Here is a 17,053-nt window from a genome sequence, read left to right on the forward strand (position 1 = left end):
CGGTGAGGGAACGGAGAGGGCCGGATTCGGCTCCGGCCCGCTATTCCGCGCTCGCCGCGATGTCGAGCCGCTCGACGACGGCTGCGGGCTCCGGGGCCGCGACGATATCGGCGACGCCGAGGCCGGCGGGGTCCTTCGCCCGGGCGGTGACCGTGATGCGGCCGGGCTTGGCGATGAAGCGGGAGATCGCCTGGCTCAGGACCTTGGCCTGCTCCGAGCTGCCGAGCACGGTCGGCACGACCATGGCCGCCCCGGCCGCATAGGTGCGGCGGAGCGCCTCCGGCGTCGTCTTCTGCTCCTTCGCGGCCTGGGCGAGATAGCGGTCGAAGAGGCCGCCGTTCTCCACCGTGAGGCGAAGCTCCCGCGCCCTCGCGCCGATCAGGGCGACCGTCGCCAGGGCCGTGTCGGGATTGAAGACGTCCTTGCCGACATTGCCGAGCGTTCCGGTCAGGGCGATGCGTCCCATGTCCTGTCCCTGAACCGATACGTCCTGGAGCGCGAGTTCCTGCGCGGTCTCGCTCCAGCGCGCCGCGAAGCCCATGGACAGGTCGAGGGACCGGTAGCCCATGCCGGTCAGGGTCCGGATGCCCTCGTCGGCGCTGTTCTCGGGCAGGGGCACCGCCAGGTTCTGCAGGTCGATCCGGAGAACGGTCGGGATGGCGTTCATGGGCTCGCCGGCGGCGACCTCGAACGCCTTGAGGCTCGCCTTCACCCGGTCGAACCCGTTCGCCTTCGTCTTGTCGCTCGGGATATCGATCGTGATCCCCGCAATCCGCATGGTGCCGAGCTTCGGGGCGAGGCCGCGCAGGGTGGACGCGTCGATCTCCTTGAGCGGCCTGTCGCCGATCCCCTTCAGCGTCTCGAAGGTGGACGCGAAGGAGAAGCCCGTGAAAGCGATGGTCTCGATGCCGATCCGGCCGTCCTCCCGGCGGAATTCCATGCCCTCCATCCGGGCGTCGGCCGGCTCTGCGCCCTTGGCGCTCGCATAGGCCATCCGGCGGATCGTGGAGACCGCCTCTCCCTTGCCGTCCTCCGGTCTGACCTTCATCTCGATCCCGGTCGCCTCGACGAGGCCGATATCGAACGCCGTCAGGATGTCGAGGATCGCCGCACGAAGGCGGTTCTTCTCCTCTTCGGTGGGCTTTTCCTTGTCGGCCAGTTCCGTGAGGATGGCCATGGTTCCCGCCCAGGAATCGCGGGTGCCGCGGGCCATGAAATCGCGCCCGCCGAGATGGGCGATCCGGCCCTTCGCTCCGCTGCGCCCGTCCACGAAGTCGAGGTCGTCGATGGAGAAGCGCCCGTAGATCCTCGCAAGGGGACCGGGCGAAGCCTCCTTCGCCTCGTAGATGCGGGCGAGGGCAGGGGCATCGAAATCGGCGATGGAGAGGCGGCCGTAGCTGACCGCCGTCTGGTCCGTGCCCCTCGTGATCAGGGTTCCCGTCGCGCTGGCGGTGGCCTCGGCGACGCGGCCCTGCCGTATGTTCGAGAGAACCACGTTCCTGTAGATGGCCGACTCGTTCGTGCCCGCGACGGTCTGCTGCACCTTGAGTTCGGGGATCGTCACCTGGGCGGCGTCGATGCGGGAGAGGCGGGTGGCAAGGGGTTCGGCCGAGGCGGCGGAGAAAAGGGCCTCGATCTCGGCCCGGGGCGTCGTCACGCCGCTGAACGCGACGGTGCTCGCCTGAACCTTCGTGGAGCCGAAGGAGAACGCGACGTTCTCGAGGGTGAAGGCCTGGGGCGTCTGCGCCAGGGCGGCGCTCCAGAGGGGAGCCCGCACGGCGCCCACGGTGACGCTGCCCCCCGGCGCGCCGAAGGACAGGTCCCGGAGGACGACCGGTTCCAGCTGAAGCCCGACGGCGGCCGCCGCGAGGGCCAGGGCGCAGGCGCCCGAACGGTGAAGAAGGCCCATGACGTCTCCTGGAATGCGAACCCCGCCCGGGCCGGCGGCACGGACGGGGAAAGGATACAGGAAATCGCGACGAAATGTTTAAAGGGAAAACGACGTGCCGCAGCCGCAGGAGGCGGTGGCGTGCGGATTCTCGATCTTGAACGACTGGCCGATCAGGTCGTCCACGAAGTCGATCACGGACCCGTCCATGTACTGGATCGACACCTGGTCGACCACGACGGCGGCCCCGTCCCGCTCCACGAGGAGGTCGTCCTCCTGCCGCTTCGACTCGATGTCGAAGGCGTACTGGAACCCGGAACAGCCGCCTCCGTTGACGCTGATTCTCAGCATCGAGCCCTCCGGCTCGGTGGCCATGATCTCGTTGATGCGCTTCGCGGCGCGGGGAGTGAGGGTAATCTCGGCCATCGGTGAATCCGTCGAGAAACGTAACCTTGGACAACGTCTGCAGAGCAAGGTAAGTGCCCGCTGACAAGGCTTCAACCCGGGGAAGACGCGTGCGGCCCTTTGGCGAGAGATGGCGAGCGCCCTATGCCTGCGACCCGCGGGCGAGCCGCGGGCGCCTGTATCCGGAGGCTCCTTCGCCCACGCGCAGCGAGTTCCAGCGGGACCGGGACCGTATTATCCACTCCACCGCCTTCCGCCGCCTGAAGCACAAGACCCAGGTCTTCGTCTATCACGAGGGCGACCACTACCGGACCCGGCTGACCCATACCATCGAGGTCAGCCAGATCGCCCGGGCGCTCGCCCGCTCCCTGGGCCTGGACGAGGATCTCGCCGAGGCCCTGGCCCTGTCCCACGATCTCGGCCACACCCCCTTCGGCCATACGGGGGAGGACGTGCTCGACGAGTGCATGGCCCGGTTCGGCGGCTTCGACCACAACGCGCAGGCCCTCCGCATCGTCACGCGCCTGGAGCGCCGCTACGCGGCCTATGACGGGCTCAACCTCACCTGGGAGACCCTGGAAGGGCTCGTGAAGCACAACGGCCCCCTGATCGATGCGGCGGGCAGGCCCACGCTCCGCTACGCCCGCCGCGGCGTTCCGCTCGCGATCCTGGAATACAACGCCCTCCAGGACCTGGAACTCTCGACCCATGCCGGCGCGGAGGCACAGGCCGCGGCCATCGCGGACGACATCGCCTACGATTCCCACGACATCGACGACGGCCTGCGGGCCGGGCTCTTCGATATCGAGGAGCTGCGGGAGGTCCCGTTCCTCGACGACCTGCTGCGTGAGATCGACGGCCGCTATCCGGGCCTCGAGCTCTCCCGCCGCATCCACGAGTTGACCCGCCGGGTCATCACCCGCTTCGTGGAGGACGTGGTGCGGGAAGGGGAGCGCCGCCTCGCGGCCCTGGATCCCGCAAGCGCCGAGGAAATCCGGCGGGCATCCGAACCGGTCCTGTGGTTCTCCGCGGAGATGCGGGAGGCCGACGCGGACATCAAGCGGTTCCTCTATGCCCGCATGTATCGCCACCCGTCCGTGATGAGCGTGCGCCGCAAGGCGGACGACATCCTCCGGGACCTCTTCCGCCGCTTCAGGGAGGAGCCCCAGGCGATGCCGGAGGAGTGGCGGGCCGGGCTCGCCGGGGCCGACGAGGCCCGCCTCGCCCGCCGGGTGGCGGACTACATCGCCGGAATGACCGACGGCTACGCCATCCTCGAGCACCGGCGCCTGTTTGACGTAACTCCCGAGTTGCGCTAGCGCACGACCGACTTTGCCGGCGGCGCCGCGGCGCCAAGGCGTTCCAAGGGCCGTTCGCCCGATCGAGACAGAGTACCATGAACATCTTCGGACTGTTTGAGCAGCGGGTTGCGGAGGCGCTCGGCCGCCTGGCCGAGGCGGGTCGGATTCCGTCCGGTCTCGACGCCAGCCGCGTGGTGGTCGAGCCGCCGCGGGACCCGTCCCATGGGGATCTCGCCACCAATGCCGCCATGGTGCTCGCGAAGGAGGCGCGGACGAGCCCGCGCGCCCTGGCCGACCTGATCGCCGCTGACCTGCGCGACGACCCGCGGGTGGCGAAGGCGGAGGTCGCCGGGCCCGGATTCATCAACCTCAAGCTGGTTCCGGAGGCCCTCCACGGCATCCTGCGCGCCGCGGTTTCGGAGGGGGAGGATTTCGGGCGCAGCCGCCAGGGCGAGGGCAGGCCCATCAACGTGGAATACGTCTCCGCCAATCCCACCGGCCCCATGCATGTGGGCCACGGCCGCGGCGCGGTGTTCGGGGACGCCCTGGCCGCCCTGCTGGGCTTTGCCGGCTATGCGGTGACACGGGAATACTACATCAACGACGCGGGAGCGCAGGTCGACGTGCTCGCCCGCTCCGCCTATCTCCGCTACCGGGAGGGCCTGGGCGAGGACATCGGAGCGATCCCGGAAGGGCTCTATCCGGGCGACTATCTCAAGCCCGTCGGGGAGGCCCTCGCCCGCGAGCACGGTCCCTCGCTCCTCGGCAAGCCCGAGTCCGAGTGGCTTCCGCTCGTCCGCGAGGCGGCCATCGGCGCGATGATGGACATGATCCGCGAGGATCTCGCCGCCCTCAACATCCGCCACGACGTGTTCTTCTCCGAGCGTTCCCTCCAGCAGGACGGGGGCGGCGAGGTCGCCAGGACCATCGCCGAGCTGGAGGCCCGGGGCCTCGTCTACATGGGCCGCCTGCCGCCGCCGAAGGGCCAGAAGGACGACGACTGGGAGGACCGCGAGCAGCTCCTGTTCAAGGCGACCGAGTTCGGCGACGAGGTGGACCGCCCGCTCCTGAAGTCGGACGGGTCCTACACCTACTTCGCCTCGGACATCGCCTATCACCGCTCCAAGTTCGAGCGCGGCTTCGCCACCATGATCGACGTCTGGGGCGCGGATCACGGCGGCTACGTCAAGCGCATGCAGGCGGCCGTCAAGGCCGTCACCGGCGGCAAGGGCGACCTGGACGTCAAGCTCTGCCAGCTCGTCCGCCTCCTGCGCGGCGGCGAGCCGGTCAAAATGTCGAAGCGGGCCGGGGACTTCGTGACGTTGCGTGATGTGGTGGATGAGGTCGGCCGCGATGCGGTCCGCTTCATGATGCTGTTCCGCAAGAACGACGCGACCCTCGATTTCGACCTGGCCAAGGTGGTCGAGCAGTCGAAGGACAATCCGGTCTTCTATGTCCAGTACGCCCATGCGCGCTGCGCGTCGGTGTTCCGGCAGGCCCGCGAGGCCTTCCCGGACGGTGACTTTTCGCCGCAGAGCCTGGCCGGGGCGGACCTCTCCGTTCTCCAGGACGAGGCGGAGATGGATCTCGTCCACCGGATCGCGCAATTCCCGAGAATGATCGAAGCTGCCGCAGAGGCACACGAGCCTCATCGGGTGGCTTTCTACCTCTACGACGTGGCGAGCGCCTTCCACAGCTTGTGGAACAAAGGCAAAGACTTGCCGCAATTACGCTTTGTTAATCAAACTGATAAAGATTCAACAAAAGCGAGGCTCGCTCTCGTGCATGCCCTGAAGGGCGTGCTGGCTGCGGGCCTTGCAATCCTGGGCGTTACGGCTCCCGACGAGATGCGTTGACGTTCCGAGACGAAGAAGCCGTCTCCGAGCGCCCGCGCCGGGTTCCTTAACGTCGTGCCGATGCGGACGATGGGCGTCCGCATCGCATTACCGGAGGTCCGGCGCGATGAGCGAATCAATGAAGCCCCGTTTTGCGGTCGATCTGAACGAGATCGAGCGGCAAATCGCCCAGGCGCAGAGCGCCCCCGCCCAGCCCGCCGCTTCCGGCGGTCGCAGCGACCCGCTGGTGGAGCTTGCCCGGATCGTGGGGCAGGAAGATCCCTTCCAGTCCCTTCTGGCGAACGACGCGCCGGCGCGGCCCCGCGCGGCGCCGGCGGCCGCCTCCGACGGCCTCTTCGCGGTCCGCCCCGGCACCGGGCAGGCGGGCGCCTCCTACGCGGCCCCGGCCCACGATGCCCGGGCCTATGACACCCGGTCCTACGCGGAGCCGGCACCCTCCGCCTCCGGGCAGGCCTATGCCTATCCGGCCCAGGATGCCGCCTACGATCGGGGCGGCTACGGGCAGGACTACTACGGCGACGGTGGCGATCCTCGGGCCGACGAGGCCTACGGCACCGACTACGACGCCTACGAGGCGCCCGGGAAGACCCGCTCCCGCAAGGGACTGATCGTGGTCGGCGCCGTGCTCGGCGCCGCGGTGATCGGCGGCGGCGCGGCCTTCATGATGGGCGGTTCCCACGCGGCCCTCGGAGGCGGCGAGCCGCCCCTCATCAAGGCCAGCAACGAGCCGATCAAGGTCCAGCCGCAGAACCCGGGCGGGGTCGAGATCCCGAACCAGAACAAGCAGATCTACGAGCGCTCGAACCAGAACGCCGAGACCAAGGTCGTGAGCCGGGCGGAGCAGCCGGTGGACGTGCAGCAGGCGGTGCGGATGAGCGCCTCCGAGGCCACGGGGGCGACGGGCGGCGCCCAGCCTCCGGCGAACGGGCTCAATCTCGGCGAGCCGCGCAAGGTCCGCACCGTGACCGTCCGACCCGACGGCAGCATGGCCCATCCGGAAGGGGCAGGCGCCAAGCCGGCCGCGGTCGCCGCGGCTGCCCCGGCCATGACCATGCCCGCCGCGGCCCAGCCTCAGGCCGCACCGGCGCCGCAGCCCAAGCCCGCCGCGGCGACGCCCGCCGCCTCCACGCCGAAGCCCGCTCCCGTGGCTGAGGCCCCGAGCGAGCCCGCGGCGAAGCCGCAGCCGCAGCGGGTCGCCTCGGCCCAGCCGGCCGCCGTCCCGGCTCCCGCGGAGCCCGCGGCGTCCTCCGGCGGCTTCGCCGTCCAGCTCGGCCTCGCCAATTCCGAGAGCGCGGCGCAGAAGGTGCTCTCCGGCTTCCAGAAGAAGTATCCGGATCTGGAGGGGCAGCCTGCGCTGATCCGCAAGGCCGAGGTGAACGGCAGCACCATCTACCGGGTCCGCGTCGGTCCCATGTCCCGCGACGAGGCCGCGACCCTCTGCTCGAAGGTCCAGGGCCAGGGCGGGCAGTGCTTCGTGGCGAAGAACTGAGCCTGCGCGGGGCTTCGGAACCCACAGCTCGTTCGGGCCGCCGCAGCCATGCGGCGGCTCTTCTCCTTGACCCTGCCGGGAAGGGGACTTAAGGCGCGGAGACCATGACCCGCGCCTTCATCGCCGGATGCTCCGGCACCGCCCTGACCGCCGACGAGGCCGCCTTCTTCCGGGACGCGGCGCCCTGGGGCTTCATCCTCTTCAAGCGCAACGTCGAGAGTCCCGATCAGGTCCGCGCGCTCTGCGGCGCCCTGCGGGAGACGGTCGGGCGGGAGGACGCGCCGATCCTGATCGACCAGGAGGGCGGGCGGGTCCAGCGGCTCGGGCCGCCGCACTGGCCGAAATACCCGGCCGGGGCCACCTATGGCCGCCTCCATGCCAACGATCCCCTGGTGAGGCGCGAGATCGCCCGGCTCGGCGCGCGCCTCATGGCCCACGACCTGAGGGCGGTGGGCATCACCGTCGACTGCCTTCCCGTGCTGGACGTTCCGACCCCCGGCGCCCACGACGTCATCGGCGACCGCGCCTACGGAAAGACGCCCGAGCCGGTGGCCGTGCTCGGCCGGGCGGCCGCCGAGGGGCTCCTGGCCGGAAGCGTGCTGCCGGTCGTCAAGCACATGCCGGGCCACGGCCGCGCCGGGGCCGACAGCCACCTGGCCCTGCCCGTGGTGGACGCCTCCCGCGAGGAGCTGGAGCGGCACGATTTCGCACCCTTCCGCATCCTGTCGGACATGCCCCTCGCCATGACCGCCCACGTGGTCTACACGGCGCTCGATCCCGAGAACCCGGCCACCACCTCGGCGACCGTCATGTCCGAGATCGTCCGGGGGCATCTGGCCTATGACGGCCTCGTCATGACGGACGACCTGTCCATGCAGGCCCTGTCGGGCTCCTACCGGCAGAGGACCGAGGCGGCCTTCGCCGCCGGGTGCGACATGGCCCTCCACTGCAACGGCCGCATGGACGAGATGATCGCGGTCGCCGAAGGGGCCCCGCTCCTCGAGGGGGACGCCCTGCGCCGCGCCGAGGCGGCGCTCCGGCGCATCCGGCACGAGGCGGAGCCCTTCGATCCTGTGGATGCGCGGGCGAGGCTCGATGCCGCCCTTGCGATGGTGGCCTAGGCGGCCGATGTTGGGAGCCGACCGGGCCGAGGAGAGCTGATGGCAGAGGCCTTACCCTTCGAGGAGGATGCCGCCCCCGTGGAGCGGGCCGAGACCGAACCGGCCCTTCACGTGGACGTGGACGGCTTCGAGGGTCCGCTCGACCTCCTGCTCGAGCTCGCCCGGCGGCAGAAGGTCGACCTCCACAAGATCTCGATCCTGGCGCTCGCCGAGCAGTACATCGCCTTCATCGAGGAGGCGCGGCGGATGCGGCTGGAGCTGGCGGCGGACTATCTCGTGATGGCCGCCTGGCTCGCCTATCTCAAGTCCCGCCTTCTCCTGCCCGAGCCGCCGAAGGGGGAGGAGCCGAGCGCCGAGGATCTCGCCACGGCTCTCGCCCTGCGCCTGCGCCGCCTGGAGGCGATCCGCGAGGCCGCCAAGAAGCTCGGGGAGCGGGACTGGCTCGGCCGCGACGTCTTCGCCCGCGGCGCGCCGGAGCCGGTCGTCGTCCGCCGGGACGCCCGCTACGAGGCGAGCCTCTACGACCTGCTCAAGGCCTATGCCACCCAGCGGCAGATCCGGCTCAACACCCGGGTCTCCCTGCACAAGCGCACCGTCTGGTCCCTCCTCGACGCCCGCGAGGCGCTGGAGCGGCTCGTCGGGCACTTGAGCGACTGGACCACCCTCGACAGCTATCTCATGCAATACATGGTCGAGCCCTCCATGCGGCCGACCGTGCTGGCCTCCGCCTTGTCCGCGACCCTGGAGATGGTGCGGGAAGGAAAGCTGACCGTCCGCCAGGACGAGGCTTTCGCTCCCGTCTGGGTCAAGCCGGTCAGGGATCCGGCGGAGGCGGGAGCCTGACATGGACACCAGCGAAGACACACTCGCCGAGGCTCCGGAGACCGCTCCGGCCGAGGCCCCCCGCGTTCCCGACCATCGGGAGGCCGTGCGCATCGCCGAGGCGCTGCTTTTCGCCTCGGCCGCGCCGCTCACCGTGGACGACCTCGCCGGCCGCCTGCCGGAGGGGGCGGACGTGGGCGCCATCATCGAGGACCTGACGGCCCATTACGCGGACCGGGGCGTCAACCTGGTGCGCGTCGCGGGAGGCTTCGCCTTCCGCACGGCGAGCGACCTGTCCTTCGTGCTCGCCCGCAACGTGGTGGAGCAGCGCAAGCTCTCGCGCGCCGCCATGGAGACGCTCGCGATCATCGCCTATCACCAGCCGGTGACGCGGGCGGAGATCGAGGAGATCCGCGGCGTCGCCACCTCCAAGGGCACCCTCGACACCCTGCTCGAGACCGGCTGGATCCGGCTGCGCGGGCGCCGCAAGGCGCCGGGGCGGCCGGTGACCTACGGCACCACGCCGCAGTTCCTCGAGCATTTCGGGCTCGACGCCATCGAGGACCTGCCGGGCCTCGAAGAGCTGAAGGGCGCGGGCTTCCTCGAAGGGCGCGTGCCGCCCGACCTGTCCGTGCCGGTGCCCTCCGACGATCAGGCCCTGCGCGAGGACGAGGAACCTCTGGACCACGACGATCTTTTCCGGCCCCTCGACATCGACGAGGGCGGGGCGGACGCGGAATGAGCGAGGGACGCATCCCGGCGCGGGACCGCTTCCGCCTGCCCCGGTGGGGCCAGCGGGGAACGGCGGGCGCCTCCATTCCGGCGCAGCTGAGCTTCGACGGCATCGTCCAGACCTACGGCGACACGCGGGTCCTCGACGGGGTGTCGCTCACGGTCGAGCCGGGGGAACTGGTGTGCCTCCTCGGCCATTCGGGCTGCGGAAAGACGACCCTCCTGCGCATCGCCGCCGGGGTCGAGATGCCCACCTCCGGCCGGGTGCTGATGGACGGGCTCGAGGTGAGCGGGCCGGGCGCCTACGTGGAGCCGGAGCGGCGCGGCATCGGCCTGATGTTCCAGGACTATGCCCTGTTCCCGCACATGAGCGTGCTGCAGAACGTCATGTTCGGCCTCAGGGACCTTTCCGCCGCCGAGGCGGGGATCGCGGCGCGGCGGGCGCTCTCCCGGGTCGGGCTGGAGCATTACGCGGACGAGTTCCCGCACACCCTCTCCGGGGGCGAGCAGCAGCGGGTGGCCCTGGCGCGGTCCATCGCCCCGCGTCCCGGCGTCCTGCTCATGGACGAGCCCTTCTCCAACCTCGACCGGCGCATGCGCGACGCGATCCGCGACGAGACGGTCGCGATCCTGCGCGAGACCGGCGCCACCACCATCGTCGTCACCCACGATCCGGAAGAGGCGATGCGCATCGCCGACCGGATCGTCCTCATGCAGGCCGGAACGGTGATCCAGCAGGGCACGTCCGAGGAGATCTACAAGCGCCCGGCCAGCCTTTTTGCCGCACGGTTCTTCTGCGATTTCAACGAGGTCCGCGGCGTGGTAAGAGGGGGGCAGGCATCCTGCCCGGTCGGAGTCTTTCCGGCGCCGCACCTTCCCGACGGCCCGGCCGTCGTATGCGTGCGGCCCCAGGGAGTGAGGCTCAAGCCGCCCGGCTTCTGCCTGCCGGGGCGGGTGGTGTCCCGCCGGTTCCTGGGAGAGATCGACATGGTCCACATCGACGTCCAGGGCGTCGACAGGCCTCTCCAGGCCCGCATCCACGATCCCGCTCCCGTCAAGGAAGGACAGGATGTGGGAATCGAGATCGACCCGAAGGATGTCCTTGTTTTCGCCGCCTCCGATCCCTAGGTTGGCGGCACGTTTCAGTTGAAGACCGCGCCCTCGGGAGGCGCAGGAGGATTGCCATGGGTGGCGCGAGTATCTGGCATTGGATCGTCGTGGGTCTGATCGTCGTCCTGCTGTTCGGACGCGGCAAGATTTCCGACATGATGGGCGATGTGGCGAAGGGCATCAAAGCCTTCAAGAAGGGCATGGCGGAGGACGACACGCCCGCGAAGCCCGTCGAGCCCGCCGAGCCGGTGCGGACCATCGACCACCAGGCGAACCCGTCCTCGACCGCGCCGACCAACCAGAAGGTCGGCTGATCGCCGGTGGGGCCGTCCCGGCTCCGCGGGAGATCCGGGCGAGAGTAGCGTTCTGGGCAGGGTTGAGGCCGCGCCATGTTTGACATGAGCTGGGGTGAGGTGATGGTCATCGGCGCCGTCGCGCTGATCGTCATCGGGCCGAAGGACCTGCCGAAGGCCCTGCGCACCGTCGGGCAGGTCACCGGCAAGCTCCGCCGCATGGCCGCCGAGTTCCAGGGCCAGTTCCATGAGGCCATGCGCGAGGCGGAGCTGGACGATGCCAAGCGGCAGCTCCAGGGCCTGAACGAGTCCGTCTCCTCCCTGAACAAGGGCTTCAACCCCATGCAGACGATCCGGGACGAGCTGAAGGGCGCCGTCGAGGGAAGCCCCGGCCAGGACAAGAGCCCGGCCGAGACGGTTTCCGACGCTACGGCGCAGGGCAGGGGGGAGGCTTCTCCCCCGGCGCCCGTCGAGCCCGCGGTCGCGCTCCCCGTCCCTTCCGTTCCGCCCATCGTCGATCCGGCGGAATCCATCGCCGAGACCCTGAGGAAGGAAGCCGAGGCCCGGGAAGCCGCCTCGCAGCCCCCGCCGGCCCCGCCGCCCGTTCCGGCAACGGACAAACCTGACGCGAAATCCGAATGAGCAACGAGGAAGTGGATGAGGTCGAGGCGTCGCGCGCGCCGCTGATCGAGCATCTGACCGAACTGCGCGCCCGTCTGATCAAGGCGCTTCTCGCCTTCGTCGCGATGTTCTTCGTCTGCTTCGCGGGGGCTCGGTACATCTACAACGCCCTGGTCTGGCCTTATGTCGTCGCGGTCGGCTCCCCGGAGAAGGCCCACCTCGTCTACACGCACGGGCTCGAATACCTGTTCACGCAGATCCAGGTCGCTGCCTTCGGCGCTGGCTTCCTCGCCTTTCCGGTGATCGCGGTCCAGATCTACAAGTTCGTCGCGCCGGGCCTCTACAAGAACGAGCGGCGGGCGTTCCTGCCCTATCTCATCGCGACGCCGGTCCTCTTCGCCGTCGGCGCGGCGGTGGTCTACTTCATCGCGATGCCCCTGCTCATGCGCTTCTCCGTGGGCATGCAGCAGCTCGCCACCGATTCGGCGCCGAGCATCGAATTCCTGCCGAAGGTGAGCGAGTACCTCTCGCTCATCATGACCCTGATCTTCGCCTTCGGCATCTGCTTCCAGCTGCCGGTGGTGCTCACCTTGCTGGCGCGGGCCGGGATCATCGATTCCGAATTCCTCAAGAGCAAGCGGCGCTACGCCATCGTCGTCGTGTTCGTGATCGCGGCGGTGCTGACGCCGCCGGACGTGATCAGCCAGTTCGCCCTTGCGGTCCCCACCCTGCTTCTTTACGAGGCGTCCATCTTCTCCGTCCGCATGGTGGAGAAGCAGCGCGCGGAAGCCGAGGCTGCGCGCGCGGCGGCCGGGTAGGGAAGCGTCCCCTTTCAGCCGCCCGCCAATCTCGGCATTGATCAGGGGGCGGCCATGCTGCAACAAAAGGGCCGCGTCTTTCAGTACGGTCGGTCCCATGCATGACATTCGTTCCATCCGCGAGAACCCCGCGGCTTTCGACAAAGGCCTCATGAACCGGGGCATGGAGCCCTTGTCCGCCGCCCTGATCGCCCTCGACGACCGGCGCAAGAGCGCCGTGTCCGCCCTCCAGACGGCGCTTGAGCGCCGCAACGCCCTCTCCAAGGAGATCGGTCAGGCCAAGGCGAAGAAGGACGAGGCCCGCGCCCAGGAGCTGATGGCCGAGGTGGCCCGCCTCAAGGAGAGCGTGCCCGTGCTGGAGCAGGAGGAGCGCGAGGCCGAGAAGGCCCTGTTCGAGGCGCTCGCGGCCGTCCCCAACATTCCGAAGGAGGACGTGCCCGTCGGGCCGGACGAGACCGGCAACGTGGAGCGCCACCGCTACGGCACGCCGCTCACCCTCAACAGCGCGAAGCAGCACTTCGAGATCGGGGAGGGGCTCGGCCTCATGGATTTCGAGGCCGCCGCGCGCATCTCCGGCTCGCGCTTCGTCGTGCTCAAGGGCGGCCTCGCCCGCCTGGAGCGCGCGCTCGGCCAGTTCATGATCGACCTGCACACGACGGAGCACGGCTACACGGAGGTGAACCCGCCGCTCCTCGTCCGCGACGAGGCGATGTTCGGCACCGCGCAGCTGCCGAAGTTCGAGGAGGACCAGTTCTGGGCCCTGCCGGGCTCGTCCCTCGAGACCGTCCTCGCCTCGGCCGTGAACGGGACGGCCGATGGAGAGGCCGCCCGGAAGGCGGTGAAGGAGGCCCGCTACGGCCTCATCCCTACCGCCGAGGTCTCGCTCACCAATCTCGTCCGCGAGCAGATCCTCGCCGAGGAGGAGCTGCCCCTGCGCTTCACGGCCCTGACCCCGAGCTTCCGGGCCGAGGCGGGCGCGGCCGGGCGCGACACCCGCGGCATGATCCGCCAGCACCAGTTCGTGAAGTGCGAGCTCGTCTCCGTCACCACGCCCGAGACCTCCGCCGACGAGCACGAGCGGATGCTGACGAGCGCCGAGAACGTGCTCAAGAAGCTCGATCTGCCGTTCCGCACGGTGACGCTCTGCACCGGCGACATGGGCTTCGCCTCGGCCAAGACCTACGACATCGAGGTGTGGCTGCCGGGGCAGGGGATGTACCGGGAGATTTCGAGCTGCTCGGTGTGCACGGACTTCCAGGCAAGGCGCATGAACGCCCGCTATCGCCCCGCCGACGGCAAGGGGCCGCGCTTCGTGCACACCCTCAACGGCTCGGGCCTCGCGGTCGGGCGCACCCTCGTCGCGGTGCTGGAGAACTACCAGAACGAGGACGGCAGCGTGACGATCCCGACGGTGCTCCAGCCCTACATGGGCGGGCTCGCCCGCCTGGAGCGGATGGGCTGACATGCGCATCCTCTGCACCAACGACGACGGCATCCACGCGCCGGGGCTGGAGGTCCTGGAGAGCATCGCCAGGGCGCTGTCGGACGACGTGTGGGTCGTCGCGCCGGAAACGGACCAGAGCGGCGTCGCCCATTCCCTGTCGCTCAACGATCCCCTGCGCCTGCGCAAGGTGGGGGAGCGCCGCTTCGCCGTGAAGGGAACGCCGACGGACTGCGTGATCATGGGCGTCCGCCACCTGCTCCGGGACCGGAAGCCCGATCTCGTTCTCTCGGGCGTCAACCGCGGGCAGAACGTGGCGGAGGACGTGACCTATTCCGGCACCGTCGCCGGAGCCATCGAGGGCACGATCCTCGGCATTCCGTCCATCGCGCTGTCCCAGGCCTATGGCGCGGGGCGCCGTCACGATCTCAAGTGGCGCTGCGCCGAGCACCACGGCCCGAAGATCGTCCGCAGGATCCTCGACGTCGGGATCGACCCGGGGATCCTCATCAACGTCAACTTTCCGAGTTGCGAGCCCGAGGAGGTCGAGGGCGCGGCGATCTGCAACCAGGGGCAGCGCACCCAGGAGCTGCTGCGCCTCGACGAGCGCGAGGACGGGCGCGGGAACCCCTATTACTGGATCGCCTTCGAGCGCAAACCCTTCACGCCCGGCAACGGCACCGATCTCTGGGCCATCGCCAACCGGCGGATCGCGGTGACGCCCCTGCGCCTCGACATGACCGACGAGCCGAGCCTGACGCGCTACGCCCAGGCCTTCGACTGAGGAGGTCCCGGCCCGATGAAGGATCCCGCTCCCGGACCGGACCCGATCGACCTTCCCTTCGACGGAGAGGGGGATCGCCGCGCCGAGGAGCAGGCGGTCGGGGTCGCCTCCTTCATCCTTTCGCTCCGGGCGCGGGGCATCCGCGACACGGCGCTCCTGCGCGCCATGGAACTCGTGCCCCGGGAGGTGTTCGCGCCCCGGCGCTTCAGCGATCTCGCCCGCACCGACGTGGCTCTGCCCCTGCCCTGCGGACAGACCATGACGGGACCGGGGACCGTGGCCGCCATGCTGCTCGCCCTGCGCCTCGCGCCCGGCCAGCGGGTCTTCGAGGTCGGGACCGGCACCGGCTACGTGACGGCGCTGCTCGCCAGGCTCGGAGCGGAGGTCGCCACGGTCGAGCGGTTCAGCACCCTTGCGGAAAGCGCGCGCCAGCATCTTCGGATCGTGGAGGCGGGCAAGGTGCGCATGGAGGTCGGCGACGGGCTCGCGCTGCGCCCGCGCGAGCGGTTCGACCGGATTCTTCTGAACGGGACGGTCGCCGGGATCCCGGAGGCCGTCACGTCGCTTCTGGCGCCCGCAGGCCGCCTCGTGGGTGCCCTTGCCGTCGAAGGGCTGCCGCGCCTCGTCACCGTCGTGCGGACGGAGGAGGGGGAACTGCGGCAGGAGATCGGAGGTCCGCTGCGCCTGTCGCCCCTGGTGCGGGGCGTCGCCGAGACTCTCTGACCGGGCCTCGGGCCGGCGCGAAAATTTTTCGCTTAACGTTACGACAAAATTCAGGCCGGCAACGGTTGTTTAACCTCAATACGCTTTTAATGCCGCCATCGAGTTGCGTCGGTTGGGGTTAAATTATGCGGCAGCGTAGGAGTTCTGGGCATTGGGTCGCTATTTCGCGGATCGCGCTGGTGAGCGTGATCGGCAGCGCCGCGGCAGCCTGTAGTTCGGACACGATGCGCTTCGCCGACAATCCGTTCTCCAATCCCTTCGCGGCGAGCGAGCGGTTCGAGGGCGGTGCGAAGGCTTCCGCTTCCCAGTCCCAGCCGCAGCAGGTGGCCGCCGTGCCGACCGCTCCGGTCCAGTCGCAGGCCTTGCCGCCCGTCCAGTCCCAGCCCCTGTCCCAGCCGGTCGCGCAGCCGACGCAGATGGCTTCCGCGCCGGTCCAGGGCGCTTCGGGCGGCGCAGGCGGATGGTCCGCCGCCGGCGGGACGGCGATCACCGTCGGCAGCAACGACACGCTCAACGGCATCTCCCAGCGCTACGGCGTGCCGGCCAATGCGATCCTGGCCGCCAGCGGCCTGTCGAGCCCGGCGCAGGTGAAGCCCGGCCAGCGGCTGGTGATCCCGGTCTACAACGCCGGTTCCGCCACCCAGGTCGCCTCGGCCGCGCCGGCGCGCGGCGTCGCCCCCGCCCCGCAGACGGCTTCCGCTCAGCCGAAGTTCCGCCTGGTCGAAAACAGGAAGGCGGAAGCCGCTCCCGTGGAGCCCGCCGGTCCGGCCAAGCGCGTCCGCCCCGGCATGGCCGTCGCCAAGTCCGAGCCGGCGACCTCGCCCGCCGCGCCCGCGCCTGTGAAGGTCGCGACGGCGGGGAGCGAACCCCTCGTCTCCGCGCCCAAGCCCGTGGAGCCGCAGCAGAAGGTCGCCGCCGTCGCCGAGCCGCAGCCGGTGAAGCCTGCCGCGACGCCGCAGCCCGCCGCTCCCGCGGTGGCCGCCGCGCCTGCGCCGCAGCCGGCCGCCAAGAAGGAACAGGTCCAGGAGCCGGAGCAGACCGCCAGCCTCTCCGAGCCGGCGGGCGACTTCCGCTGGCCGGCCCGCGGCCGCGTGATCGCCGGGTTCGGCGCGAACGGCGGCAACGAGGGCATCAACATCGCCGTTCCCGAGGGCACGCCCGTCAAGGCGGCCGAATCCGGCGTCGTCACCTATGCCGGCAACGAGGTGAAGGGCTACGGCAACCTCGTGCTCATCCGGCACGACAACGGCTACGTCTCGGCTTATGCCCACAACGGCTCGCTGAACGTGAAGCGCGGCGAGCAGGTGAAGCGCGGGCAGGTGATCGCCACCTCCGGCCAGACCGGCAACGTCACCTCGCCCCAGCTCCACTTCGAGATCCGCAAGGGCGCGACGCCCGTAGACCCGCTCAAGTATCTCGGCAGCTGATCGCGCATCGAGGGTTCAGGTCGGTTCCCCTCCCGGAACCGACCCCGAGAGGGGACGGTGGAGCTCAGCCGCCGTCCCTTTTCCGTTTTGGGGCGACGAGACCGCGCTCGAGCCGATTCCTTCATCGCATGGCATGATTCCGGGACGCCATAGGCGTGCCCCGGAATGACACAGGGCATGAACACGCGTAGCCGGGCTGAGCCTGCCGCGGCGCGCCGGCGC

The 17,053-nt window shown here is 69.9% G+C and carries 16 protein-coding genes; 14 read left to right on the forward strand and 2 right to left on the reverse strand.

The window, feature by feature from the left end:
- Positions 1-40: 40 nt before the first annotated feature.
- Entirely contained in the window at positions 41-1,909 is a 1,869-nt protein-coding gene (locus GDR74_RS08590) for a hypothetical protein (protein ID WP_152585917.1), read from the reverse strand.
- A 78-nt stretch (positions 1,910-1,987) separates the two neighbouring features.
- Positions 1,988-2,314 (reverse strand): iron-sulfur cluster insertion protein ErpA, encoded by a 327-nt coding sequence (erpA, locus tag GDR74_RS08595; RefSeq protein ID WP_152585918.1) that lies wholly within the window; start codon positions 2,312-2,314, stop codon positions 1,988-1,990.
- Between the two features lie 89 nt (positions 2,315-2,403).
- Between erpA and GDR74_RS08600 the strand changes: the two genes are divergently transcribed.
- The 14 genes from GDR74_RS08600 to GDR74_RS08665 all read left to right on the forward strand — a co-directional run bounded on the left by GDR74_RS08600 (position 2,404) and on the right by GDR74_RS08665 (position 16,831).
- Positions 2,404-3,612: a deoxyguanosinetriphosphate triphosphohydrolase gene (locus GDR74_RS08600; protein WP_152585919.1), complete on the forward strand. Its 1,209-nt coding sequence runs from the start codon at positions 2,404-2,406 to the stop codon at positions 3,610-3,612.
- Between the two features lie 77 nt (positions 3,613-3,689).
- Positions 3,690-5,450 (forward strand): arginine--tRNA ligase, encoded by a 1,761-nt coding sequence (argS, locus tag GDR74_RS08605; RefSeq protein WP_152585920.1) that lies wholly within the window; start codon positions 3,690-3,692, stop codon positions 5,448-5,450.
- Positions 5,451-5,568: 118 nt separating this feature from the next.
- Positions 5,569-6,939: an SPOR domain-containing protein gene (locus tag GDR74_RS18495; RefSeq protein ID WP_152585921.1), complete on the forward strand. Its 1,371-nt coding sequence runs from the start codon at positions 5,569-5,571 to the stop codon at positions 6,937-6,939.
- A gap of 104 nt (positions 6,940-7,043) precedes the next feature.
- A complete protein-coding gene (gene nagZ / locus GDR74_RS08615) occupies positions 7,044-8,060 on the forward strand; it encodes a beta-N-acetylhexosaminidase (protein ID WP_152585922.1) in 1,017 nt (338 codons plus the stop codon).
- A gap of 39 nt (positions 8,061-8,099) precedes the next feature.
- Positions 8,100-8,903, forward strand: a complete 804-nt coding sequence (locus tag GDR74_RS08620; RefSeq protein WP_152585923.1) for a segregation and condensation protein A — start codon at positions 8,100-8,102, stop codon at positions 8,901-8,903.
- Between the two features lies 1 nt (position 8,904).
- Positions 8,905-9,624 (forward strand): SMC-Scp complex subunit ScpB, encoded by a 720-nt coding sequence (gene scpB, locus GDR74_RS08625; protein ID WP_152585924.1) that lies wholly within the window; start codon positions 8,905-8,907, stop codon positions 9,622-9,624.
- Complete coding sequence (locus GDR74_RS08630) at positions 9,621-10,742, forward strand: ABC transporter ATP-binding protein (RefSeq protein WP_152585925.1); 1,122 nt, start codon at positions 9,621-9,623, stop codon at positions 10,740-10,742. The genes scpB and GDR74_RS08630 overlap by 4 nt, the downstream gene beginning before the upstream one ends.
- Positions 10,743-10,798: 56 nt before the next feature.
- The gene (locus tag GDR74_RS08635) at positions 10,799-11,038 is read left to right on the forward strand and encodes a twin-arginine translocase TatA/TatE family subunit (protein WP_152585926.1); all 240 of its coding nucleotides are present in this window, start codon (positions 10,799-10,801) and stop codon (positions 11,036-11,038) included.
- Positions 11,039-11,113: 75 nt separating this feature from the next.
- Positions 11,114-11,659, forward strand: a complete 546-nt coding sequence (gene tatB, locus GDR74_RS08640) for a Sec-independent protein translocase protein TatB (protein ID WP_152585927.1) — start codon at positions 11,114-11,116, stop codon at positions 11,657-11,659.
- Positions 11,656-12,456, forward strand: a complete 801-nt coding sequence (tatC, locus tag GDR74_RS08645; RefSeq protein WP_152585928.1) for a twin-arginine translocase subunit TatC — start codon at positions 11,656-11,658, stop codon at positions 12,454-12,456. Before tatB ends, tatC begins: the two co-directional genes overlap by 4 nt.
- A 97-nt stretch (positions 12,457-12,553) precedes the next feature.
- Positions 12,554-13,918, forward strand: a complete 1,365-nt coding sequence (gene serS / locus GDR74_RS08650) for a serine--tRNA ligase (RefSeq protein WP_152585929.1) — start codon at positions 12,554-12,556, stop codon at positions 13,916-13,918.
- A gap of 1 nt (position 13,919) precedes the next feature.
- Positions 13,920-14,681 (forward strand): 5'/3'-nucleotidase SurE, encoded by a 762-nt coding sequence (gene surE / locus GDR74_RS08655; RefSeq protein ID WP_152585930.1) that lies wholly within the window; start codon positions 13,920-13,922, stop codon positions 14,679-14,681.
- A 15-nt stretch (positions 14,682-14,696) separates the two neighbouring features.
- Entirely contained in the window at positions 14,697-15,404 is a 708-nt protein-coding gene (locus GDR74_RS08660; protein ID WP_152585931.1) for a protein-L-isoaspartate O-methyltransferase family protein, read from the forward strand.
- A gap of 224 nt (positions 15,405-15,628) precedes the next feature.
- Positions 15,629-16,831 carry a peptidoglycan DD-metalloendopeptidase family protein gene (locus tag GDR74_RS08665; RefSeq protein WP_152585932.1) on the forward strand — a complete coding sequence of 401 codons (1,203 nt, stop codon included), beginning with the start codon at positions 15,629-15,631 and terminating at the stop codon, positions 16,829-16,831.
- Positions 16,832-17,053 lie beyond the last annotated feature (222 nt).

Origin of the sequence: Microvirga thermotolerans, assembly GCF_009363855.1 — a bacterium.
GTDB lineage: Bacteria > Pseudomonadota > Alphaproteobacteria > Rhizobiales > Beijerinckiaceae > Microvirga > Microvirga thermotolerans.